The 21753-nt window shown below is 71.6% G+C and carries 21 protein-coding genes and 1 pseudogene; 7 read left to right on the forward strand and 15 right to left on the reverse strand.

Annotated elements, in window-relative coordinates; translation table 11 throughout:
- Positions 1-78: 78 nt before the first annotated feature.
- Entirely contained in the window at positions 79-1509 is a 1431-nt protein-coding gene (pyk, locus tag ABZ945_RS09835; RefSeq protein WP_361266507.1) for a pyruvate kinase, read from the forward strand.
- A gap of 163 nt (positions 1510-1672) precedes the next feature.
- On the forward strand, positions 1673-2176 hold the full coding sequence (locus ABZ945_RS09840) for a hypothetical protein (RefSeq protein WP_361266509.1): 504 nt from the start codon (positions 1673-1675) through the stop codon (positions 2174-2176).
- Positions 2177-2203: 27 nt separating this feature from the next.
- Here ABZ945_RS09840 and ABZ945_RS09845 read toward each other — a convergent pair whose 3' ends face one another.
- On the reverse strand, positions 2204-2668 hold the full coding sequence (locus tag ABZ945_RS09845; protein WP_361266511.1) for a MarR family transcriptional regulator: 465 nt from the start codon (positions 2666-2668) through the stop codon (positions 2204-2206).
- Positions 2669-2761: 93 nt separating this feature from the next.
- Here ABZ945_RS09845 and ABZ945_RS09850 point away from each other — a divergent pair, with 93 nt between their 5' ends.
- Positions 2762-3130 carry a VOC family protein gene (locus ABZ945_RS09850; RefSeq protein ID WP_361266513.1) on the forward strand — a complete coding sequence of 123 codons (369 nt, stop codon included), beginning with the start codon at positions 2762-2764 and terminating at the stop codon, positions 3128-3130.
- A gap of 140 nt (positions 3131-3270) precedes the next feature.
- Here the strand turns inward: ABZ945_RS09850 and ABZ945_RS09855 are convergent, their stop codons facing one another.
- The 6 genes from ABZ945_RS09855 to ABZ945_RS09880 all read right to left on the reverse strand — a co-directional run bounded on the left by ABZ945_RS09855 (position 3271) and on the right by ABZ945_RS09880 (position 9603).
- Complete coding sequence (locus ABZ945_RS09855; RefSeq protein WP_361266515.1) at positions 3271-3924, reverse strand: hypothetical protein; 654 nt, start codon at positions 3922-3924, stop codon at positions 3271-3273.
- Positions 3921-4871 (reverse strand): polymorphic toxin-type HINT domain-containing protein, encoded by a 951-nt coding sequence (locus ABZ945_RS09860; protein WP_361266517.1) that lies wholly within the window; start codon positions 4869-4871, stop codon positions 3921-3923. Before ABZ945_RS09860 ends, ABZ945_RS09855 begins: the two co-directional genes overlap by 4 nt.
- Before the next feature lie 367 nt (positions 4872-5238).
- Entirely contained in the window at positions 5239-6642 is a 1404-nt protein-coding gene (locus ABZ945_RS09865; RefSeq protein WP_361266519.1) for a hypothetical protein, read from the reverse strand.
- Complete coding sequence (locus ABZ945_RS09870) at positions 6617-7153, reverse strand: DUF6114 domain-containing protein (RefSeq protein WP_361266521.1); 537 nt, start codon at positions 7151-7153, stop codon at positions 6617-6619. Before ABZ945_RS09870 ends, ABZ945_RS09865 begins: the two co-directional genes overlap by 26 nt.
- 100 nt (positions 7154-7253) lie before the next feature.
- Complete coding sequence (locus ABZ945_RS09875; protein WP_361266523.1) at positions 7254-7898, reverse strand: DUF6230 family protein; 645 nt, start codon at positions 7896-7898, stop codon at positions 7254-7256.
- Positions 7899-8628: 730 nt separating this feature from the next.
- Complete coding sequence (locus ABZ945_RS09880; RefSeq protein ID WP_361266525.1) at positions 8629-9603, reverse strand: tetratricopeptide repeat protein; 975 nt, start codon at positions 9601-9603, stop codon at positions 8629-8631.
- 470 nt (positions 9604-10073) lie between these two features.
- Between ABZ945_RS09880 and ABZ945_RS09885 the strand changes: the two genes are divergently transcribed.
- Positions 10074-10712, forward strand: a complete 639-nt coding sequence (locus ABZ945_RS09885) for a TetR/AcrR family transcriptional regulator (RefSeq protein WP_361266527.1) — start codon at positions 10074-10076, stop codon at positions 10710-10712.
- Between the two features lie 20 nt (positions 10713-10732).
- Positions 10733-11272: pseudogene (locus tag ABZ945_RS09890) on the forward strand (hypothetical protein); the annotation flags it as partial.
- Here the strand turns inward: ABZ945_RS09890 and ABZ945_RS09895 are convergent.
- Positions 11260-12261 (reverse strand): GDP-mannose 4,6-dehydratase, encoded by a 1002-nt coding sequence (locus tag ABZ945_RS09895; protein WP_361266529.1) that lies wholly within the window; start codon positions 12259-12261, stop codon positions 11260-11262. The pseudogene ABZ945_RS09890 and the gene ABZ945_RS09895 sit on opposite strands and share 13 nt — an antisense overlap.
- Positions 12252-13388, reverse strand: a complete 1137-nt coding sequence (locus ABZ945_RS09900) for a UDP-N-acetylglucosamine--N-acetylmuramyl-(pentapeptide) pyrophosphoryl-undecaprenol N-acetylglucosamine transferase (protein WP_361266531.1) — start codon at positions 13386-13388, stop codon at positions 12252-12254. Before ABZ945_RS09900 ends, ABZ945_RS09895 begins: the two co-directional genes overlap by 10 nt.
- Positions 13389-13463: 75 nt before the next feature.
- On the opposite strand from ABZ945_RS09900, the gene ABZ945_RS09905 reads away from it, so the two are divergent.
- Together ABZ945_RS09905 and ABZ945_RS09910 are read left to right on the forward strand one after the other, a co-directional pair.
- Positions 13464-14162, forward strand: coding sequence for a response regulator transcription factor (locus ABZ945_RS09905; protein WP_361266533.1), 699 nt, complete (start codon positions 13464-13466; stop codon positions 14160-14162).
- A complete protein-coding gene (locus tag ABZ945_RS09910; protein WP_361266535.1) occupies positions 14159-15580 on the forward strand; it encodes a HAMP domain-containing sensor histidine kinase in 1422 nt (473 codons plus the stop codon). The genes ABZ945_RS09905 and ABZ945_RS09910 overlap by 4 nt, the downstream gene beginning before the upstream one ends.
- 18 nt (positions 15581-15598) lie before the next feature.
- Here the strand turns inward: ABZ945_RS09910 and ABZ945_RS09915 are convergent, their stop codons facing one another.
- The 6 genes from ABZ945_RS09915 to ABZ945_RS09940 form a co-directional block, all read right to left on the reverse strand.
- Positions 15599-16450 carry a hypothetical protein gene (locus ABZ945_RS09915; protein WP_361266537.1) on the reverse strand — a complete coding sequence of 284 codons (852 nt, stop codon included), beginning with the start codon at positions 16448-16450 and terminating at the stop codon, positions 15599-15601.
- A 41-nt stretch (positions 16451-16491) separates the two neighbouring features.
- Positions 16492-18237, reverse strand: coding sequence for a hypothetical protein (locus ABZ945_RS09920; RefSeq protein ID WP_361266539.1), 1746 nt, complete (start codon positions 18235-18237; stop codon positions 16492-16494).
- A 163-nt stretch (positions 18238-18400) separates the two neighbouring features.
- Positions 18401-18892: a GNAT family N-acetyltransferase gene (locus ABZ945_RS09925; protein WP_361266753.1), complete on the reverse strand. Its 492-nt coding sequence runs from the start codon at positions 18890-18892 to the stop codon at positions 18401-18403.
- A gap of 145 nt (positions 18893-19037) precedes the next feature.
- The gene (locus tag ABZ945_RS09930) at positions 19038-20738 is read right to left on the reverse strand and encodes a methylmalonyl-CoA mutase family protein (RefSeq protein ID WP_361266541.1); all 1701 of its coding nucleotides are present in this window, start codon (positions 20736-20738) and stop codon (positions 19038-19040) included.
- A 91-nt stretch (positions 20739-20829) separates the two neighbouring features.
- Entirely contained in the window at positions 20830-21156 is a 327-nt protein-coding gene (locus tag ABZ945_RS09935) for a DUF3817 domain-containing protein (protein WP_361266543.1), read from the reverse strand.
- A gap of 65 nt (positions 21157-21221) precedes the next feature.
- Positions 21222-21731 (reverse strand): MarR family transcriptional regulator, encoded by a 510-nt coding sequence (locus tag ABZ945_RS09940; protein WP_361266545.1) that lies wholly within the window; start codon positions 21729-21731, stop codon positions 21222-21224.
- Positions 21732-21753: the final 22 nt, after the last annotated feature.

Here is a 21753-nt window from a genome sequence, read left to right on the forward strand (position 1 = left end):
GTGAGCGACCTCACGCCCATTTGTACATTCCGCTAGACGGAATATTCCGCGCTGAAACAAACCGATAGGATCCGCCTTATGCGCCGTTCCAAAATCGTCTGCACACTGGGCCCCGCCGTCGACTCGTACGAGCAGCTGAAAGCGCTCATCGAGGCCGGTATGAACGTGGCCCGCTTCAACATGAGCCACGGATCCCACGCTGAGCACGAGGAGCGGTACCACCGCGTCCGGCAGGCCGCCGAGGACACCGGCCGCGCCGTGGGCGTGCTGGCCGACCTCCAGGGTCCGAAGATCCGCCTGGAGACCTTCGCCGAGGGCCCGGTCGAGCTGGTGCGCGGTGACGAGTTCACCATCACCACCGAGGACGTCCCCGGCGACAAGTCGGTCTGCGGCACCACGTACAAGGGTCTGCCGGGGGACGTCTCCAAGGGCGACCAGGTGCTGATCAACGACGGCAACGTCGAGCTGCGGGTGGTCGAGGTCGAGGGCCCGCGGGTGAAGACGATCGTCGTGGAGGGCGGCGTCGTCTCCGACCACAAGGGCATCAACCTGCCCGGCGCGGCGGTGAACGTCCCGGCGCTGTCCGAGAAGGACGTGGAGGACCTGCGGTTCGCCCTGCGGATGGGCTGCGACCTGGTCGCCCTCTCCTTCGTCCGGGACGCCGGTGACGTCAAGGACGTGCACAAGGTGATGGACGAGGAGGGCCGCCGGGTCCCGGTCATCGCCAAGGTGGAGAAGCCGCAGGCCGTCGAGAACATGGCGGATGTGGTCATGGCCTTCGACGGGGTGATGGTGGCCCGCGGCGACCTGGCGGTGGAGTACCCGCTGGAGAAGGTCCCGATGGTGCAGAAGCGGCTGATCGAGCTGTGCCGCCGCAACGCCAAGCCGGTGATCGTGGCGACCCAGATGATGGAGTCGATGATCACCAACTCCCGGCCGACCCGCGCCGAGGCCTCCGACGTCGCCAACGCCATCCTGGACGGCGCCGACGCGGTGATGCTCTCCGCCGAGTCCTCGGTGGGCGCCTATCCGATCGAGACCGTCAAGACGATGTCCAAGATCGTCTCCGCGGCCGAGGAGGAGCTGCTCTCCAAGGGCCTCCAGCCCCTGGTCCCCGGCAAGAAGCCGCGCACCCAGGGCGGCTCGGTCGCCCGCGCCGCCGCCGAGATCGCCGACTTCCTGGACGGCAAGGCACTGATCGCCTTCACCAAGTCCGGCGACACCGCCCGCCGCCTCTCCCGCTACCGCGCGGGCCAGCCGATCCTGGCCTTCACCACCGAGGAGGCCACCCGCAACCAGCTCGCCCTGAGCTGGGGCGTGGAGTCCTTCGTCGTCCCCCACGTCGACAACACCGACGCCATGGTCGACCTGGTCGACGCCGAGCTGCTCAAGCTCCAGCGCTACAACCAGGGCGACACCATGGTCATCACCGCCGGCTCGCCCCCCGGCGTCCCCGGCACCACCAACATGGTGCGGGTGCACCACCTGGGCGGCGAGAAGCAGGCCTGACCTCTTGCAGTGATGGGGTGGTGCCCCGGTCCGGTACGACCTCGCGTACGGGACCGGGGCACCGGTGTGTCCGGAGACGGCGGCCGGCCTGCCCCTGCCGGAAACACCGGCCGTACGATCAGGGGCGAACACGTTCACATCGCCGCGGGGAGGCAGAAGGCCGATGGCGGATGCCGACACGCCTGGTCTCCCGTGCGTCCCGGGCCTGCGGCAGGCCCTCCAGGACCTGGCCCGGGAGCTCGGCACGCCCCTCCCGCCCGGTCCGGACGACAGCCATGCCCCCTGGGAGGTGTACCGCGCCGCGCTCCGCTCGGAGACGGCCCGGCCCCTCCTGCCGGCCGCCGTCCGGGCGGAACCGGACGGCGCCCTCGCCTCGGGGGTCGTCGGCGAGGTGCTGGAGCTACTTCCGCGCCCCGAACGGGACACCTGGGTGGCCGCGCTGCCGCCCGCGGTACGCGCCTTCAGCGAGCGCCGGGCCCGTGAACTGGCCATTCTGGACGACCTCCGCGCCGAGGCTCCGGCGCTGGTGCCCGAGGTGACCGACTGGAGCGACTGGCTCCAGCTGCGCGCCGCCATCGAGGTACGGCACCCCGGGGTGCTGAACGCCCTCGCCGACTCGGGCCGCACCAAGCGGATCCGGCGCACCGCCCGGGAGTCGCTGGGCTGACGCCGACGGCGGCGGCCCGGCCGATGGCTAGTCGGCCTGAAGGGCCCGGGTGATCCGGCCGAAGTCCTCCAGCAGCGCGTCCAGCCGGCCCGGCGGGAGCGCGGCGACCATCCGGCTCTCGATCGCGTACACATCGGCCTGCGCAGCCCGCAGCCGCCGCACCCCCTCCTCGGTGAGGGTGGTGGGCCGCGAGCGACCGGTGGTGGCCGCGTCCGGCCGGGTAAGCAGCCCTTCGCCCTGCAACCCGCGCAGGACGACGTTCATGGACTGCCGGGTGACGAAGGTGGCCCGGGCCAGCTCCGAGTTGGACAGACCCGGTCGGGCGGCCAGCACCTCCAGACAGGAGTACTGGGGCACGGTCAGGCCGTGCTCGCGCAGCGCGGTGTCCATGGCGCCGCGCAGCGCGGCATGCGCCTGCTTGAGCCGGTAGCCCACGTGTTCGAGGACATCGGCGGCCGGGTGGGGCGGTTCGACGTGCGGAGCATCTCGCATGTCCATATTTTGACACCCCGAACGACTGGCCGTACCGTCGGAGATGTCAAAACCCTGACATGCCTGCCCCGCATATCCGAGGAGGGACCTTTCATGTCCATCGCTATCGACGGCCCCGACTTCATCGCCTTGCAGGTCCGCGACCTTGAGGCCGCCGCCGAGTTCTGCGAGAAGCACCTCGGCCTCCGGCGCACCCCGGCCTCCCCGCCCGGCGCGGTCGTCTTCGACACCAAGCCCTGCCCCTTCGCGGTACGCGAGCCGCTGCCCGGAACCGACCTGGACGCGGGCCGCCCCGGCCTCGGCGTCGCCCTCTGGTTCTCCACCCCCGACGCCGCCGCCCTGCACGACCAGCTCACCGCGGCCGGGATCAAAATCCTCACCCCCGTCAACGACGGCCCGTTCGGCCCCTTCTTCTCCTTCGAGGGCCCCGAGGGCTACGTCCTGACCGCGCACGGAGCCTGACCTGGCGGGCGGGTAGGCGCCGGAGGCCTTGCGCCTTGCCGGCGATACGACGGTGCCCCGGTCCCGTACACCACGTGTACGGGACCGGGGCACCGGTGTCTGCGCTCGCGGCGGCCGGCTATCCGGGCGCCGCGCGCGGATCAGCGCTCGGGCAGGCGCGTGAGGTGCTCTACGACGTGCACCACGAACTCCCCGTAACCGAAGCGCTCGCCCAACTCGACCCAGCGATCGTAGGACTCGGTGGTCGCGGGTACCCAGTACTCGTTCAAGGCGCGGAGGAACAGACGGAAGCCCACGTCCGGGCTCACATCGACGATGCACTGCTCCAGTGCCCCGACCAGGTCAGGCAGCCAGCCCTCATCGCCTCTCTCCGTGACGCCCTGCCAGAGACGGTCCTGAGCGTCACGCAGTTCGGCCAGCACCTGGGGCAGCAGTTCGCCTGGCGGCGAGGGGAACCTTTCCGCGCTCAGAATCTTGGCATCGGCCGTCCCACACCCAACGCAGACGTCCACGATCTGCCGCATCCAGCGACGTCCGTCGATCGACCAGCGCCCGAGTACATGCGCACAACCGGTCGCTCCCTGCCAGAGTTGGCCGAGCGCGTCAGCGGAAAGTGGGGATGCCCACAGCCGCACGGCGTCATCAGCGATGTGGGCCCCGGACCTGCCTCCGTGGCCGACGACTGCGGCGCGAACGACGTCCGTCGGAGAGACGTACTCCACCGTCCAGGTGGAGTCGAACCACGTGGACAGGCCGCTGATTCCGAAGTCGAACTCACGACTTCGATCGCTCATAGCCTGCCCTCCGGAAAGGCGGTGAAGACAACAAACCCCAACTTATGCCCGGGCGCCTTCTTCAGTACAATGCTGTACTGATTCGCCGTAGCGTACTCCTCGATCGATCCATCAGGCCGTTTCTTGTAGGCACGCCCCAGCGAGTTGCGCGCTCCAAAGGTACCCTTGATCGCCGGAAATTTGTCCCCGATAACACCATTGGTCAGCCATCGATTGAGCCTTCTCCTGTTGGCGGCCGCGTTGGCCCCGGAGAAGAAGTCGGCAAGCCCGTAGTCGACCACCTGTGACGCGGTCTCCTTGTCCACCCAGACCGTATTGATTCCCTTCTCCTGCGCGAATGCCCGCGCCTCATCCGGTGTGGGATTGACATGGTCCCTCAGGGTGTGCGCGCCCTCCAGACCCTCGTCCCCCAGCAGGTCGAAGCAGTTGTGGACCAGGTAGTCTCCAGCACGGTCCCCGACAGTGCGGACGTGGAACGTATGGATCCTTTCGACGCTGAGGTCGTAAACGGTCGTCGGGCTCTCGGCTCGTCTCGTCGTCAGGGCGGTCACCAGACTCCAACCCTCGCCCCTGCCACGCAACCGATCACCGATGCGAAGGTCCGAAGCGACGGTCCAGCCACGGCCGTCCGCGTACAGCCAGTGGCCCGGCGTGGTCGTGAGACGTGCGGCACCGTCGAGGGTCACTTCGAGAAGGTCCCGAGCATCGTGCCGATAGGTGTTGATGACCTTCTCCGCACTGGACCGCCCCGACTCAGGGTCGGTCGACAGAACGGTGTCCCCCGGGCGGATACCAGCAATCGATTCGTGCGAACCGTCAGCCCTGCCACGACAAGGCTGCCCAGCAGCGCCGTCGCAGTGGCGACAACGACGGCGGCTTCTACTCCCTACGGCCGCCGGGTCTGGGGCGACACCGTCTCCACCATGCTTTCGTGCGCACTTCTCCACCTGTCTGTCACGTCAATGGGAGACGTCGGGGTGCAAGCACGAGAGGTAGGGAGGGATCGGCTGTTCAACCAACCTCGCGCGATAGTAGGCATTAGCGTCCTCATATCGCGCCGAGATGCCGGTAGCCACCGGCCGTTCGGAGCATGCATCCCGCGCAAACTCCTCGGCTCCCCCGAAGTCATCGTGATGATTTCATGCAGTTTGCGACTCTAGAAGGCCCACTCGCGCCATTCGTCGCGGATCGGACGACTCCGTTAGGGAGGCCACCCAGATTCCTCCTGCTGCTGGACGCGCGCGACATACCTAGGCCTCCCCGGCTGTTGGCGAGGAGGCCTAGGTCTACGGAATCCGAGATGCGAACGATCCGTCAGCCGTCGACGTAGTTCCGCAGCCCCGGCACGGTGAGATTGCCGCCGAACTGGCCGGCCTGGACGACCTCGACGTCGGTGAAGATGGCCAGGGGGACGTTGAGCGGGGGCGGGGTCTCGGGGCTGAAGGTGACCGGGATCAGCCCGAAGAGGTTGCCCTTCAGCTTCTCCGTGTACATCGTCACCGTGCCGCCGTCGATGGTGGAGGTCTCGCCTGGCGTGGACTTCACATGGCCGGTGTGCCCCTCGGAGTGGACCGTGAGCTGGTGCAGGTCCTTGATGCCCACGTAGTCGGCGGTGAACTTCAGCACCTTCTTGATCTTGCCGCTGTAGGTCTTGACCTCCACGATGCCGTGGTAGTCGAGGCCGGTGAGAGTGAGCTTCGTACTCTCCAGACGCCAGGGGTCGTCCGGCAGCAGCGGGATGCCCGGCTCCAGCTCGGCGGCGGCCAGGGCCTCCGGGTCGGCGGTCGGGCAGGGGAAGCGCGGCTTGGCGCCGTCGGGTATGTCCTCGTCCTTCGTGGGGTCGAGTCCCTTGGCACCCTCGGGCAGTTCCTCGGTCTCGGCGCCGGCCTTCTCGGCGGCGTCCTTGATCGCCTGCTTGGTCTTGTCGGCGGCCGTGTCCTCCTCGTCGCCCTTGTCCTTCGGGGCGTCCTTCGAGGGCTTCTCGGCCGGCTTCTCCTCGGACTTGCCCTCAGGCTTCTCCGCAGGCTTGTCCTTGGACTTGTCCGCGGGTTTCTCGCTCGGCTTGGTGGAGGACTCCGAGGGCGAGGGGGTGCCGCTCGACGGGGTCTCCGTCGGCTCGGCCTTGTCCTTGCCGCCGATGCCGCCGAAGAGGTCCTCCAGGGCATTGCCCACGCCCAGCGGGTCCAACGGGTGGCGGGACTCCGACTCGGTGGGCTTGGGGGACGGGGCCTTGTCGGGCTCGGTCGCGCTCTGCTCGCCCCTGCCGTCGGGCTCCTTCGCCGACCCGTCCGCGGAGGGGCTCTCGGCGGGGGCGGGCTTCTCGTCGGCCTCACCGGGCTTGGCGGTGTCCTCCGTGGGCTTCTCCGCCGCGCTCTCGCTCTCCGAGGGCTCGGGTGAGGGAGAGGCGGTGTCCGAGGGTGACTCGGAGGGCTTGGGCGACTCGGACGCGGGCGGCGACGGGGACTCGGACGCCTCCGGTTCGTCGGAGCGGGTCACACAGGGGCCCGGCGCGAAGGGGATGTCCTTGTCGTCGGCCATCGCCAGCTTGGGCGTGAGGCCGAACCCCACGAGTACGGCGGTGGGCATCGCCGCCAGGGCCATCGCCTTGCCGGCCGGCGCCTGGAGCTTGCTCAGCAGCGACTTCCGCGGAGCCGCGTGGCGCGGCCCCCTTCTCGTCGCGGGCTGATTCTCGTCACCCCGCACTGTTCCTCCCGCCATGGGCGTCGGTGGTGTTGGTGGAGGCGGCCACGGCCGACAGCTCGTCGTCGGTGCGGGGCCGCTCGGCTGCCGCGTCGTCGTCATCGGACAGCGGCTCGCCTGCGGGCAGTTCCTCCGCCGGTACGCCCGGCGCCCAGGAAACGGACAGGGCTCCGCCGATCAGCGAGAAGAGGAAGCCGATCAGGAATCCGCCGATGTTGGACATCGGTAGGGACACCAGGCCCAGGATGATCGCCGCGATGCCCGCGAACACACGGGTGTTGGGCTGGAACCACATGGTCAGACCCAAGGTGATCAGCAGCACGCCGATGATCAGCGAACCCGCCCCCGCCGTGGTCTGCATGGCGAGGGTGATGTTCCCGAGCCGCATGTCGGCGTAGGGGAGGTAGGCGATCGGCACTCCGCCGAACATGGTGAACAGCCCGCCCCAGAACGGCCGGTTGCCCCGCCACGCACGGAAGCGCAGCCGCCAGTGGGTGAATCCGCGGGAACCAGTGGACTCGGCGCTCATGGAAAACAGCTCCCTGGAAGCGGTGGTGCAGAAAGAGGGTGAGCGAAGCCCGGGCGGGCGGGACGCACGGGGATCCGGCGCCCCACCCACTCGGTCGCTACTAGTCGACGAAGCACTCCTTGCCCTCGCCGCTGCCGCGGAGGAGCTTCAGGGAGAGGTCCGGGAGCTTGAAGGAGGCGGCCGTGGTGGCCCACGCCTTCTGCTCCACGTTGCTCAGCGTCGCCTTCTTGGCCTGCTGGGCGAACCCGAAGGGGTTGGCCTTGGTACCGGGCTGGATACCCGGCTTCTTCGTCTTGCCCGCGGCCACACCGATGTCGATGTTGTCGAACTTGGCGTCGGCCTTGAGGTCCGAGACATCCAGGTAGATGTCGTCGGCGACGACCTTGTCCCTGCCGGTGCCGGCCGTCAGGCGCAGGGTGATGGTGCCGACCAGCGGCACGTTGGGCGTGACCACCGACTGGCACATGTTGGAGATCGTGGCGTGCGTGAAGCCCGACACGGCCACCGGTGCGGCGAAGTCCTCACCCTTCAGGTTCTTGCCCTCGGCATAGCTGCCGTACTGGACGAAGTCATCGCCCACCAGCGAGTCCGCCTTGACCTTGAACTCCTGGCCGGAGATGGCGAACGACGCCGCCAGCGCTCCCTGGGCCAGGCCGATGCCCACCGCGGCCGCGGCGGCCACGCTCGGCACCATCACCACGGCGAACCGCTTCCATCTGGTCCCACCGCGAACCTGGGACTTCATAGGATTCCTCCTTCTCGGACGTACATCTCCGGAAGGGGCGTCAGGCCCCGTCCATCAGATGGGAGAAGTGCTACGTCCTCGGGAAGGAGAGCGCCGTACGGGCAGGCGCGACGTGCGTCCGAACCACCGGCGATCACCCCCGAGCGACAACCACTGGCCGCGCGTCGACGCGGCCCTGGGGTGGACAGGCCCTGCCGGCTGGGCAGGAACCCCCCTGTCCGCGGCCGGCGCTGTGATCGCCGGCCGGCTCGGTGGGGACCCTCGTCCGACCGGCGCGGCTGGTTTGCCGGGCTGGTGCGGAATCGGACCGAGCGTGGCCGATCGTGGTCCATTCGCCGCCCCGGCACAAGGGGTTCGTTACTGGCTAGTAACGGCCAGATAACCGGGCCGCGACAGACCGATGTCGACCGGACACACAGGGTGTTACCGACCGGTTCGGCGAAGAAGGAAATGTAGGGAGAAAGCCGGACATTAACGCGGCGTTCATTTACTGCAAGTAACAGCGGCCGCGATTACCAAGTTTTGGTAAAGCGCGGCCGCGATTTGTCACTGTGTCGCCAAAACGCTCAGCGGGCGGGCCGCCGATCGCGCGTCCGGCGAGTGTCCCGCCGGGCGCCCGGTAAACCAGGCGCTCACCCCGAGGCGCGCCGGGCGCTCACCGAGACGAGGCCCCAGGCGCCCCAGGCGCTCATCCCGAGCCCCGAGACGACGGTCGCCCGGCTCGGCTCGGTCAGAAGAGCACCCGGGCGAGGGCGCCGCGGGCCTTGACCACGCGCGGGTCGTCGGCGCCGACGACCTCGAACAGCTCCAGCAGCCGCAGCCGGGCCGTGTTGCGGTCGTCGCCCGCGGTCCGGCGCACGGTCTCCACCAGGCGGCCGAAGGCGTCCTCCACATGCCCGCCGACCAGGTCCAGGTCGGCCGCCTCCAGCTGGGCGCGGACGTCGGACGGGTTGTCGGCGGCGGCCTTGCGCACCGCCTGGGCGTCCAGTCCGCCCACCCGGCCCAGCAGCTCGGCCTGGGCGAGGCCGAGGGTGGCCTCGGAGTTGGTCGGGTCGTCGACCAGCACGTTCTTGTACGCCTGGACGGCACCGGCGAAGTCGCCCGCGTCCAGCGCCTGGACCGCCGCCTCCAGCAGGGCGTCGTACGGGCCGGCCGGCTGGACCGGGGCGGCCGGCTGCTCGCCGGGCACCGCCTCGCCGTCCACCGCGATACCGGTGAGGCCGAAGCGCTCCTCGGCGACCTGCACCAGCTGGTCCAGGGTCTGGCGGATCTGGGCCTCCGGCGCCGCTCCCTGGAAGAGCGGCAGCGCCTGCCCGGCGACCACCGCGAACACGGCGGGGATGCCCTGGACGCCGAACTGCTGCATCAGCAGCTGGTTGGCGTCGACGTCGATCTTGGCCAGCACGAAGCGGCCGTTGTACTCGGTGGCGAGCCGCTCCAGCACCGGGCTGAGCTGCTTGCAGGGCTGGCACCACTCGGCCCAGAAGTCGATGACGACGGGTACCTCGGTGGAGCGCTGGAGGACGTCGCGCTCGAAGCCGGCCTCGTCGACGTCGATCACCAGGGCGGAGGGCGAGACCGCCGGCGTACCGCCCTGCCGGGCGGCATCGGTGCGGGCCTGCTCGGCCTTGGCCTTGGCCTCTCCGGCCGCCTTCACCGCGGCGAGGTCGACAACACCGCTCATGGACATGTTCCTAGGCTGCATGGGTACATCCTCCCCCCTTCGCGCGCGTAACCGGTAAGCCGCAGCCGGTGGGCCGCGACCGTTGGCCACCGCGCTCGCGGGACCGGCGCGGTGCCCCGCCCCGGTCCCGTACTCCCCCGGCCGCCCGCCCACCGCGCTCCCCGCCGGTTCGCGGGGCCGCGCGGGCCTCGGACGGCCCGGTGACATCGTTTACTTGTCGCTGGTCCGGGGTCCCCACCCCGGACCGTGCACCGGGGTCCCCACCCCGGATGCCGGGGCTCAACGGCCCCGGTCTTGCTGTGGTTGTCGCGGGAAGCCTTCGGAAGGCTTTCGCTACGGGTCGTAGCGTAACCGGAGGGGAGGAGGCGCGGCACGGGAGGGGGCCGTGAACTGGCTCACAGCCGCACCCCCGCCGATGTTGCGGGCACGTGAACGGGAACACATCTACGCGTCGGTAACACCGGACGTACTGGCCGGTATGGTCGGGCGTCATGTGCAGCACCCTCTCCGGCGGCGGCCGGGCCCCCCGTACCGGCGGCCGTCCCCGCAGCGCCCGGGCCGACGCGGCCATCCTGGAGGCGACCAGGGCGGCGCTGGTCGAACTGGGCTGGTCCAAGCTGACCATGGGGGACGTGGCCACCCGGGCGGGCGTCGCCAAGACCACCCTCTACCGGCGCTGGGCGGGCAAGAACGAGCTGGTGGTGGACGCGGTCGCGGTGCTCTTCGACGAGCTGGAGCTACCGGACCTCGGCAGCCTCGCGGCCGATATCGAGGGCGTGGTGCGGCAGTTCGCCGCGCTGCTGGAGCGGCCGGAGACCAAGACGGCGCTGATGGCGGTGATCGCGGAGTCCACCCGGGACGAGCCGCTGCGCGAGCGGATCCGGGAGTCGATCGTGGCCCGGCAGAAGCGGCTGGTGCTGGAGGGGCGGCGGCGGGCGCAGACCCGCGGCGAGCTGCCGGCCGGCGCGGGCCCGGCCGCCGGCACCGACGACCTGATCTTCGATGTGATCGCGGGCGCCGTGGTGCACCGCGCCCTGGTGAGCGCCGAACCGGTGGACGCCCAGTGGGTACGGCGGTTCACCGCGCTGCTGCTGGGGGGCCTGGCGGCGGCGGCCGACGAGACCGGCTGAGGACCGGTTGCCACCGGGCGGCGCTGCCCGGGGTACGGCCGAAGGCGCGGCGGAAGACCTCGATGAACGGGGTGGGTATCGCGGTGTGCGCGCTCGGCGGCTCGTACGGCTGGACCCTGGCGTTCGTCGCGGTGTCCGGGGGTCGGGGTGGCCGCCTACCACCCGGAGTCGGCCCGGGTGGCCCGGGCGGCGAGCGGGGGCGGCCACCGGGCGATGGGGTGGTTCTCGCTGGGCGGCAATCTCGGCTTCGCGGTGGCCCCATTGCCGGCGGCGGCGGTGGTCCGGGGCGGCGGTCTCGCGCTCGCCCCGCTGCCGGTCGTGCCCGCGCTGGTGGGCGGTGCGCTGGCCGACCGCTGGGGGCGGGTGGCCGCGGCGCTCTGGCCGACGCCACCTCGCTGCGGACGGCGCTGGCGCCGCTGGTGCTGATGCCGCTGCTGGCCTGGCTGTTCTTCCGCACCCTGCCGGAGCCGGTCGCCGAGGCCGCCGCTTCCCCGACGGTGGCCTCGGCCCGCCCCCGGGGCGTGACCCGGGGGCTGCGGGCATCGGCTCAGACCTGGTAGCGGTCCGGGGCGAAGAGGCGGAGGTGCTCGGCCACCCATTCGCTGGTGTGCTTCAGGCCCTCCTCCAGGGAGACTTCGGGGCGCCAGCCGGCCCATTCCCGGGCCCGGCGGTTGTCGGAGAGCAGGCGCTCGACCTCGCTGCCGGAGGGGCGCAGCCGTTCGCGGTCGGTGGTGATCTCGACGCCGTCCCGGCCGGAGGCCTCGATCAGCCGCCGGGCCAGGTCGCCGATGGCGATCTCCTGACCGCTGCCCAGGTTGACCACCTGGCCCAGCGCCCGGTCGCAGCCGGCCAGGGCGAGGAAGCCGCGCGCGGTGTCGGCGGCGTAGGTGAAGTCCCGGGTGGGGGTGAGCGAGCCGAGGCGCAGTTCCCTTACGCCCGCGTGGAGTTGGGCCAGGATGGCGGGGATGACCGCGCGGGCGGACTGGCGGGGGCCGTAGGTGTTGAACGGCCGGACGACCGTCACCGGCAGTTCGAAGGCGTGCCAGTGGGAGAGCGCCATCATATCGGCGCCGATCTTGGAGGCGGAGTACGGGGACTGCGGCTGGAGCGGGTGGTCCTCGCTGATCGGGGCGGTCCGGGCGGTGCCGTAGACCTCGCTGGTGGAGGTGTGCACCAGGCGGCGTACGCCGTGGCGGCGGCAGGCCTCGGCGATGTTCTCGGTGCCGTTGACATTGGTCTGGACGTACGCGCCGGGCGAGTCGTAGCTGTACGGGATGCCGATCAGCGCGGCCAGGTGGAAGACCGTGTCGCAGTCGGCGACCGCGTCCATCACCCGCCCGGGGTCGCGCACGTCCCCGGCGATCAGCTCGATGTCGCCGAGCAGATGGGCCAGGTTGCCCTTCTCCCCGTACGGCTTGTAGTGGGCGAACGCCCTTACCCGCGCGCCGCGTTCGAGGAGCTGGTCGACCAGGGTGGAGCCGATGAAGCCCTCGGCGCCGGTGACCAGCACGGTGCGGCCGGTCCAGTCCATAACGGGGTTCAGTTCCATGAGGCGTACTCCTTCAGCAGCGGGACGGTGGGGGCGGCGAGGCGCATGACGTGCTCGGCGAGCAGGTCGGCGGCGCGGGCGTGCGGGCCGGGTTCGGCGGCGCCGCTCATCGCGGCGAGCCGGGCCGGGTCGGCGAGCAGGGGCTCGACCAGGGCGGCGAGCCGGTCGGCGGTGGTCTCGGCGTCGGGCAGCAGCAGCCCGGCACCGGCGTCGGTGAGCACCCGGGCGTTGTGGGTCTGGTGGTCGCCGGGGGCGTGCGGGTACGGCACCAGCACGGCCGGTACGCCGGTGGTGGCGAGTTCGGCGACGGTGGCCGAGCCGGCCCGGCAGACCACCAGGTCGGCGGCGGCGTAGGCGAGGTCCATCCGGTCCAGATAGGGCACCGCGCGGGCGGTCGGGTGGCCGTGCAGCGCGGTCCGGGCGGCGGGCAGCGCGGCCGGGCCGGTCTTGATGAGCAGATGGAGGCCGTCCCGGTCGCGCCAGCGGTCGGCGAGGCCGAGAGCGGCCTCGGTGAGCCGGGCCGCGCCCAGGCTGCCGCCGTTGACCAGGACCAGCCGGGCACCCTGGGGCACGCCCAGGGCGGCCCGGGCGGCGGGGCGCAGCGCGGCCCGGTCCAGACCGGCCAGGGCGGCGGCGATCGGCATCCCGGTGGTGATGGCGCCGGGCAGGTGCCCGGTGTCGAAGGCGACCGCGATATGCGGGGTGAGCCGGGCGGCGAACCGGTTGGCCCGGCCGGGCACCGCGTTGGACTCGTGGATGAGGCTGGGCAGTCCGGCCATCCGGGCGCCGAGGATGACCGGGGCGCTGGGGTAGCCGCCCATGCCGACGGCGATCTGGGCGCCCTGTTCGCGCAGGACCGCCCGGGCCTGGGCGCCGGACTTCAGCAGCGCGGCGGGCAGCAGATAGCGGCGGGCGCCGAGCGCCGGGTCGAAGGGGATCATGTCGACGGTGTGCAGCCGGTAGCCGGCGGCGGGTATCAGCTCGCCCTCCAGTCCGCGCCGGGTGCCGACGAAGGAGACGACCGCCTCCGGCACGGCGCGGCGCAGGGCGTCGGCGAGGGCGAGCCCGGGATAGATGTGGCCGCCGGTGCCGCCGGCACCGATGACCACGGACAGTGGTGTGCGCATGGCACGCAACGGTGGCGGGGTGTCCTAAGAGGGTTCTAAGAGGTTCGGGAAGGCCGTTGCGGCAGGGTGGGGCCCATGAGCGTGGTGAGCAGGGTGCTGGTCGTGGACGACGAGCCGGAGGTGCGGGCGGCCGTCGAGGACGGGCTGACCGTGGAGGGGTACGAGGTGCGGGGCGCCGCCGACGGGCTGGCGGCGCTCTCCGAGGTGGCGGCCTGGCAGCCGGACGCCATCGTGCTGGATGTGCTGATGCCGGTGCTGGACGGGCTGGCGGTGTGCCGGCGGCTGCGGGCGCTCGGGGACCGCACGCCGGTGATCGTGCTGACCGCGCTGGACGCGGTGAGCGAGCGGGTGGACGGCCTGGACGCGGGCGCGGACGACTATCTGGTGAAGCCCTTCGCGCTGGACGAGCTGGCGGCCCGGCTGCGGGCGCTGCTGCGGCGTACCGCGGTGGAGGGAGTGGAGGGCGCGGAGGGCGGTCCGCTGGGGTACGGGGACCTGGTGGTCGATCCGGTGAGCCGTACCGGGCGGCGGGCGGGGCGGCCGCTGGAGTTCAGCCGGACGGAGTTCGCGCTGCTGGAGCTGCTGCTGCTCCATCCGGGGCAAGTGCTGCCACGGGAGCTGATCCTGGAACGGGTCTGGGGCCGGGACTTCGGCCCGGAGTCCAACTCGCTGGCGGTGTACGTCGGTTATCTGCGGCGCAAGCTGGAGGCGGGCGGCGAGCCGCGCCTCGTCAACACCGTGCACGGGGTCGGCTACCGGCTGGGGGCGGCGTGAGCGCGCGGCGGCGGCTGGGGGCGCGGTGGCGGAGGCGGCGGCCGGTGCGGACCCGGCTGGCGGTGGCGGCGAGCGCGGCCGTGGCACTGGTCGCGGTCGGGATGTGCCTGGCCGCCTTCGCCGTCATCCGCTACGAGCTGGCGCACCAACTGGAGCTGAACCTCACCCAGTCGGCGACCCGGATCGTGCAGAGCGAGCGGGACGCGGAGCCGGGCGTACTGGCCGGGGAGTGCCGCTTCCTGGCGGCGCCGGCCTGCGCCCAGGTGGTGCCGGCGGACCCGGCGGACGATCCGGCCGAGCCGTATCTGCTGCTGGTGGACGGCCCGGTGCGCCAGGTGGCGGCCGGGCAGCGGGCCCCGTACTACCGGCAGACGGTCCTCCAGGGCCACCCGGTACGGATGCTGACCACCCCGCTGCGGCGCGGCGAGGCGCTCCAGGTGGCACTGCGCTCGGACACCGTGGAGCGCGGGGTGCGGCAGGCCGCGGTGTTGCTCACCGGGGTGGGCGCGGTCGGGGTGGCGGTGGCCGCCGGGGCCGGGTTCTGGGTGTCACGTACGGGGCTGGCGCCGGTGGCGCGGCTGACCGCGGCGGCCGAGCGGATCGCGGCGACCCGGGACGCCCGGCACCGGATCGAGCTGCCGCCCGGGCCACCCGGCCGCGAGGACGAGGTGACCCGGCTGGCCGGGGCGTTCAACAGCATGCTGGGCGAGCTGGAGGAGTCGGTGGCGGTACGGCGCCGGCTGGTGGCGGACGCCTCACATGAGCTGCGCACCCCGCTGACGGCGTTGCGGACCAACGCCGAACTGCTGGCCAAGGGCGACCGGTTGACCCCGGCCCAGCGGGAGCGGGCCTCGGCGGCGCTGGGCCGTCAGCTGCGGGAGGTGACCGGGCTGGTGGGCGATCTGATCGAGCTGGCCCGGGACGAGGAGCCCCGGCCGCTGCTGGAGGAGGTGCGTCCGGCGGCGCTGCTGGAGCACTCGGTGGCGGCGGCCCGGGCGCACTGGCCGGAGACCGGCTTCGAGCTGCGGGTGGACGAGGAGGCGGCGACGCTGGTGCTGCCGGGGGTGCCCGCCCGGCTGACCCGGCTGCTGACCAATCTGCTCGACAACGCGGCGAAGTTCGGCCCCCGGCTGCCGGGCCCGCCGGTGGAGGTGGAGTTCACGGGGCGGATGGTGGCGGTACGGGACCACGGCCCAGGGATCACCCCGGAGGATCTGCCCCATGTCTTCGACCGCTTCTACCGGGCCGGTTCGGCGCGGGCGCTGCCCGGGTCCGGGCTGGGCCTGGCGATGGCCCGGCAGATCGCCCGGGCCCATGGGGCGGAGCTGACCGCCGCCAACGCGCCCGGCGGCGGCGCGGTCTTCCGGCTGCTCTTCACCGAGCCGGAAAGGGGACCGGGGGCGGAGGGTTCGGAGTAGGGGGAGAGGGGGCCGCGGTCAGCCGTCGACCAGGACGGTGACCCCGATCGCGCCGACCGGGACCCCCTCCTCGGGCCCGAGCGCCGTCTGCTCGATCACCAGGTGCGCCGTGTCTCCGGCGGCGGCGGTGTCCGGGACGTCGACCACGGCCTGGAAGGCACGTCGCTCACCGGCTTCGAGCGTGGTCTGGAGGGCGGTGACCGCTTCCTCCCCGCTGACCAGGTCGATGATCCGGAGGGCTTCCTCGGGGAGGGGGAGCGTCCCTTCGAGGTGGCGTGCCGGGCCCAGGCTCACGGCGTACCGCTGGTGGCCTCGGTCCGCCACCTCGAAGGGGACGACGAGGCGCCGGCCCGCCACGGCCTTGACGATCTGCACGTTCTGCTGGCCGCAGTGCCGGTCCGTGGCGGCGTTGTGCGACCCGGGGGCCAGATCGAGCGGCGTGGTGACCTCCACGAAGAAGCAGAAGTGCTCCGGGGTGGCCAGGCCCAGCCGGGCGAAGTGGTCCGCGGGTACGAAGTCGGGGACGGGTGGGGACTCGGCCGCCGGGTCGGTGCCCGCGCGCAGGTAGAAGGTGCTCGATCCGACCGGCGCGGGCAGCCATGCGGTGGCCGGACTGGTGCAGTAGAAGCGGGCGGTGACCAGGCAGCTGAGCGCGCCGAGGTTCTTCACCAGCACGGAGAGGCTCAGCGGCTCGCCGGGGTCCAGCGGACTGCTGGGGTCGTAGGGCTGATGGTCGATGAGGATGCCGGGGCACCGGTAGTACACCGCACCCGGGACGGACAGCGGCCTCGACCCGTCGTCGGCCGGCCCGTACGGGACCACCAGGTAGGGCCCGTCCAGGACCTCCGGCGGTTTCTGGCCCTGCGGCATGGTGAGCTCCTTCGCTGGTGGGTTCCGCGGCTCCGACGGGCTCAGACGACCTCGTCGTAGCCCAGGGTCTCGATCGGCCCGCCGGGCGCCGCGCGCCAGCAGGGGTGCGCGTAGCCGCGGTCCGCGTCGGCGTCCAGGTTGACGTCGTGGGCTCCGGGCGCCGGGTCGTCCTGGTGGCGCAGCCACACCTCGGCGGCGAACTGGCCGGTGGTGACCGGGCCGGCGTGCGGGTTCCCGGTCAGCATCGACTCCGGGGTGTCCATGACGAGGTAGTCCTCGGACGGTTGCTCGATGTCGGCGTGCGGCGGCCAGGCCAGGTAGTGGTAGGGGTGGCCGTCGACCCAGCTGCCGGGTACCGCCGTGAACGGCCGGGTCTTGTGGTCGGGGGCGGTGGTCAGCCTCGCGAAGACCGCGTCGTCCACGTCCAGTTCGTCCGGGTAGAGCAGGCCGATGCGCTTGTAGGCCTCGGTCAGGCGGGACGCCGCCTCCCACAGTCCGGTGTGGGCGTGGTAGGCGTAGGCGACGGCCTTGCAGCTGTTCTCGCTCTCCAGGAAGTTGGTGAGGGCCTCCTGCGAGGTCTGGGGGTTCTCGCCCGACTCGTCGTCGTCCGAGACCGCCAGGTAGATGACGATCCCGATGATCGTGATGCAGAGGATCACCAGGCCCAGGCTGGAGCAGCCGTTGTCGCTGACCTCCCCCGTGACGACGGGCGGCGGCTGCGGGTAGTCCCCGGGGTCTCCCATTCCGCTGTCGCCCACCGTGCCGATCTCGGTCTGGGGGTCCGACAGCACCCCCGCCGATCCTCCGTCTCCGCTCTGGATGCGCACCAGCAGGTCCGCCTGGATGTCGGCGGGCAGCGGGAGCCGGTCGAAGGCGTCCAGCAGTTCGAGGTGGCGCAGCAGCCGGGTGTGGGCGGCGGAGAGGTCGGGCGGTACGGCCGGGCCGCCGGCCCCGGCCGGGAAGGCCTCCGCCAGGGCGGTGCGGATCTGGGTGCGGACGGCGGCCGGCAGCGCGGCGGGGTCGGCGCCGAGGGCCAGTGCCTGGCGCAGTCCGGAGAAGTCGGGCCAGATCACCGGGTCGTGCGTGCTGTGGCGCAGTCGGCCGCCTGTGGCGTAGCGGACCAGCCGGTCGCGCATCGGATGGTTGCGGCGGGGCCCGCCGACCACCGAGCCGAGGTAGCTGCTGCCGACGCAGTTGGCGGCGTAGCCCACCAGGGCGCCGAAGGAGAGCGCGCGTGCCCGGTCGGATCCGTCACCGGCGGCGGCCAGTGCGCGGACGAGGGCGTCGGTGCGGCGGGCGGTGTGCACGTCCCGCCACAGCCAGGCGTCGACGGGCTCGTTCCGGGCGGCCCCGTGCGGGGGGATGTGGGCGAAAGGCGGCATCGCCCTCGCCCGTAGGGCCTTGATCCGGTCGACCTGCCCGGTCAGCGAGGTGTGCAGGTCCTTCATGTCGTCGACGAGGTCCCGGTACTCGGCCGTGGTGGCGGTGCCGGGCGACTTCACCATGGCCTCGAACCGGCTGCGGAAGGTCTCGATCCGCGACAGGGTCGCGGCGGCCAGGGCGTGGAGTTCCGCGCCCTCTTCGAGGAGTTCGTGCTCCCGGTCCGCGCCCTCCGCGCGCTCCATCAGGTGGTCGAGGAGGCTTCCCAGCAGCGCGTACCCCGGTTCGGCCGCCACCGCGTTCCTGACCTGCTCCCAGGCGTCGGCATGGCCCGTTCCGGGGACGACCTGGTCCAGGGTCTCGGTCGCGGACCGCAGCGAGAGCACATGGGCGCAGTAGTCGATCATGCGGAGGTCCAATCGTGCGCACGGAGCGGCCGGGCGTGGCAGGCCGCTGGCATATCCCCAGCGTGTCGCCGCACCGGAGCCACCGGCCAGTCGGAGTCCGCCGAACGGGTCCGACCGGCACGACCGGGCCGAACGGGCGGTGGACGGGCCGGTGGCGGACCGCTCACAGGGCCCGGTGCATGACGTGCAGCCCCACATACCCCTCACTCGGGTGGTGGAAGGCCTCGGGCACGGTGCCGACGATCCGGAAGCCGAGCCGCTCATAGAGCCGTACCGCATGGGTGTTGGTGGCGGCGACCGCGTTGAACTGCATCCCCCGGTATCCGGCCGCGCGCGCCCAGTCGAGGCTGTACTCCACCAGCGCCCGTCCCACGCCCCGGCCCCCGTACGCGGGGTCGACCATATAGCTGGCGGAGGCGATATGGCTGCCCGGTCCCGACTGGTTGCGGTTCATCTTGGCGGTGCCGACGACGGTGCCGGTGCCCTCCTCCACGGCGACCACCGTGCGGTCCGGCGCCGGCAGCAGCCACCAGCCGCTCGCCACCTCCCGATCGAGGTCCACCGGGAAGGTGAAGGTGTCCCCGGCAGCGGTGATCTTCCGGAAGAACGGCCAGATCGCCGCCCAGTCACCGGGCTCGGCCTCGCGAATGGTGATGTGCTCCATCCGGCCATCATGTCGGGCCTTGACCTGGACTTCACTTGAGTTTCCACCGGTCGCCGACCCGCCGTAGCCCGGTGGTACGGGGACGGGGCCGCCGTAGACGATCACGGCGGCCCCGTCCCCGTACCCGTAACCGGCCTCAGAACCCCGGCGGCTCGGTGTAGACGCCCCACTCGTCGCGCAGCGCGTCGCAGATCTCGCCGAGGGTGGCCTCGGCCCGTACCGCCTCCAGCATGGGGCCGATCATGTTGGAGCCGTCCCGGGCGGCGGCCAGCATGGCGTCCAGCGAGGCGCGCACCCGGGCGTCGTCGCGGTGGGTGCGGCGCTCGGCGAGGGCGCGCACCTGCTCGCGCTCCACCTCGTGGCTGACCCGCAGGATCTCCAGGTCGCCGGTGACCGAGCCGGTGTGGGCGTTGACGCCGACGACCCGCTTGTCGCCCTTCTCCAGGGACTGCTGGTAGCGGAAGGCGGACTCGGCGATCTCGCCGGTGAACCAGCCGTCCTCGATACCGCGCAGGATGCCGGAGGTGATCGGCCCGATGGGGTGCCTGCCGTCCGGGTGGGCGCGCAGTCCGCGCTCGCGGATCTGCTCGAAGATCTTCTCGGCGTCCGCCTCGATACGGTCGGTGAGCTGCTCCACGTACCAGGCGCCGCCCAGCGGGTCGGCCACATTGGCGACGCCGGTCTCCTCCATCAGCACCTGCTGGGTGCGCAGGGCGATCTCGGCGGCCTGCTCGCTGGGCAGCGCCAGGGTCTCGTCCAGGGCGTTGGTGTGCAGCGAGTTGGTGCCGCCGAGCACGGCCGCCAGCGCCTCCACCGCGGTGCGCACCACGTTGTTGTACGGCTGCTGCGCGGTGAGCGAGACACCCGCGGTCTGGGTGTGGAACCGCAGCCAGAGCGACTTGTCGCTCTTCGCCCCGTACACCTCCCGCATCCAGCGGGCCCAGATCCGGCGGGCCGCGCGGAACTTGGCGATCTCCTCGAAGAAGTCCAGGTGCGCGTCGAAGAAGAAGGACAGCCCGGGGGCGAACACGTCCACGTCCAGGCCCCGGGAGAGGCCCAGCTCCACATAGCCGAAGCCGTCGGCGAGGGTGTACGCCAGCTCCTGCGCGGCCGTCGCCCCGGCCTCGCGGATGTGGTAACCGGAGACCGAGAGCGGCTTGTACGCGGGGATGCCGGCCGCGCAGTGCTCCATCAGGTCGCCGATCAGCCGCAGATGGGGCTCGGGCTGGAAGAGCCACTCCTTCTGGGCGATGTACTCCTTGAAGATGTCCGTCTGGAGGGTGCCGTTGAGCACGCCCGGGTCCACGCCCTGGCGCTCGGCGGCGACCAGGTACATGCAGAAGACGGGCACGGCCGGACCGGAGATGGTCATCGAGGTGGTGACGTCCCCGAGCGGGATGTCCCGGAAGAGGACCTCCATGTCGGCGGCGGAGTCGATGGCCACCCCGCAGTGGCCGACCTCGCCCAGCGAGCGCGGGTCGTCGGAGTCGCGGCCCATCAGCGTCGGCATGTCGAAGGCGACCGAGAGCCCGCCGCCGCCGTTGCGGAGGATCATCTTGTACCGCTCGTTGGTCTGCTCGGCGTTGCCGAAGCCGGCGAACTGGCGGATGGTCCAGGTGCGGCCGCGGTAGCCGGTCGGGTGCAGGCCGCGGGTGAAGGGGTACTCACCGGGCCAGCCGATCCGCTCGAAGCCCTCGTAGGTGTCTCCGGGCCGGGGCCCGTAGACCGGCTCCACGGGGTCACCGGAGAGCGTGGTGAAGTCGGCGTCGCGCTTGCGGGCGGCGTCATAGCGGGCCTGCCAGCGTCGGCGGCCGTCCTCGATGGCGTCAGCGTCCATACCCATGAATTTACTAGGACGTCCTAGTAAATGTCGATGGGAAAGCGCCGCGAGCCGCGCCCGCGACGCTACAGAAGTCCCTGACCTGCGGTTACGCCTTGGCCGCTGCGACCGGATCGGCCGCCAGATGAGCGCGCGCCTCCCGGGTCACCTTCGGCTCCACGAAGAACGAGGCGACCGGGATGCAGCCGGCGGCCAGCACCCACAGCAGCCGGCCGAACGGCCACTTCAGCTTGGACCCGAGGTCGAAGGCGAAGACCACGTAGATGATGAAGAGCACACCGTGGATCTGCGAGATCAGCATGGTGTCGCCGACCTTGAACCCGTACTTCAGGATGATCGCGACGGTGAACACCAGCAGCCACACGGCGGTGACGTACGCCATCACCCGGTAGCGGGTCAGCACGTTCTCTTTCATGGCCACGAGCGTAACCGCCCGTTCCGGGCGATCTTCCGCCGCCCCCGGGACCCAAAAGGGATCTTCTACTCGTCCTTGAAGTCCTGCGCGGCCACCCGCAGCGGCCGCAGCAGGGCGAAGATCTCGCCGCACTCCTCGGAGTCGTACGCGCCCAGGCCGAAGTCCATCGCCATCAGGTCCCCGGTCGCCGCCTCGACCACCTCGCGCCCCTTCTCGGTGATGGAGGCCAGGGTGCCGCGCCCGTCGTTGGGGTTGGGCCGCTTGTCGACCAGGCCGGAGCGGACCAGCCGGTCCACGGTGTTGGTCACCGAGGTCGGGTGCACCATCAGCCGCTCGCCGATCTTGGACATCGGCAGCTCGCCCGCCTTGGAGAAGGTGAGCAGCACCAGCGCCTCGTAACGGGCGAAGGTCAGCCCGTACGGCTTGACCACCGCGTCCACCTCGGCCAGCAGGATCTGGTGCGCCCGCATGATCGAGGTGATCGCGGCCATCGCGGGCACCGGCCCCCAGCGGCGCTGCCAGAGTTCGTCGGCGCGGGCGATGGGGTCGAACGGGAGACTGAGCGACTTGGGCACGCCCCGACCTTACCCACTGGTC

It is taken from the genome of Streptomyces sp. NPDC046887 (assembly GCF_040644755.1).
Classification (GTDB): Bacteria; Actinomycetota; Actinomycetes; order Streptomycetales; family Streptomycetaceae; genus Streptomyces; species Streptomyces lichenis.

Coding starts and splice junctions, on each gene's coding strand:
- pyk (WP_361266507.1), top strand. CDS start 79: ATGCGCCGTTCCAAAATCGTCTGCACACTGGGCCCCGCCGTCGACTCG.
- ABZ945_RS09840 (WP_361266509.1), top strand. CDS start 1,673: ATGGCGGATGCCGACACGCCTGGTCTCCCGTGCGTCCCGGGCCTGCGG.
- ABZ945_RS09845 (WP_361266511.1), bottom strand. CDS start 2,668: ATGCGAGATGCTCCGCACGTCGAACCGCCCCACCCGGCCGCCGATGTC.
- ABZ945_RS09850 (WP_361266513.1), top strand. CDS start 2,762: ATGTCCATCGCTATCGACGGCCCCGACTTCATCGCCTTGCAGGTCCGC.
- ABZ945_RS09855 (WP_361266515.1), bottom strand. CDS start 3,924: ATGAGCGATCGAAGTCGTGAGTTCGACTTCGGAATCAGCGGCCTGTCC.
- ABZ945_RS09865 (WP_361266519.1), bottom strand. CDS start 6,642: ATGGCGGGAGGAACAGTGCGGGGTGACGAGAATCAGCCCGCGACGAGA.
- ABZ945_RS09870 (WP_361266521.1), bottom strand. CDS start 7,153: ATGAGCGCCGAGTCCACTGGTTCCCGCGGATTCACCCACTGGCGGCTG.
- ABZ945_RS09875 (WP_361266523.1), bottom strand. CDS start 7,898: ATGAAGTCCCAGGTTCGCGGTGGGACCAGATGGAAGCGGTTCGCCGTG.
- ABZ945_RS09880 (WP_361266525.1), bottom strand. CDS start 9,603: ATGCAGCCTAGGAACATGTCCATGAGCGGTGTTGTCGACCTCGCCGCG.
- ABZ945_RS09885 (WP_361266527.1), top strand. CDS start 10,074: ATGTGCAGCACCCTCTCCGGCGGCGGCCGGGCCCCCCGTACCGGCGGC.
- ABZ945_RS09895 (WP_361266529.1), bottom strand. CDS start 12,261: ATGGAACTGAACCCCGTTATGGACTGGACCGGCCGCACCGTGCTGGTC.
- ABZ945_RS09900 (WP_361266531.1), bottom strand. CDS start 13,388: ATGCGCACACCACTGTCCGTGGTCATCGGTGCCGGCGGCACCGGCGGC.
- ABZ945_RS09905 (WP_361266533.1), top strand. CDS start 13,464: ATGAGCGTGGTGAGCAGGGTGCTGGTCGTGGACGACGAGCCGGAGGTG.
- ABZ945_RS09915 (WP_361266537.1), bottom strand. CDS start 16,450: ATGCCGCAGGGCCAGAAACCGCCGGAGGTCCTGGACGGGCCCTACCTG.
- ABZ945_RS09920 (WP_361266539.1), bottom strand. CDS start 18,237: ATGATCGACTACTGCGCCCATGTGCTCTCGCTGCGGTCCGCGACCGAG.
- ABZ945_RS09930 (WP_361266541.1), bottom strand. CDS start 20,738: ATGGACGCTGACGCCATCGAGGACGGCCGCCGACGCTGGCAGGCCCGC.
- ABZ945_RS09935 (WP_361266543.1), bottom strand. CDS start 21,156: ATGAAAGAGAACGTGCTGACCCGCTACCGGGTGATGGCGTACGTCACC.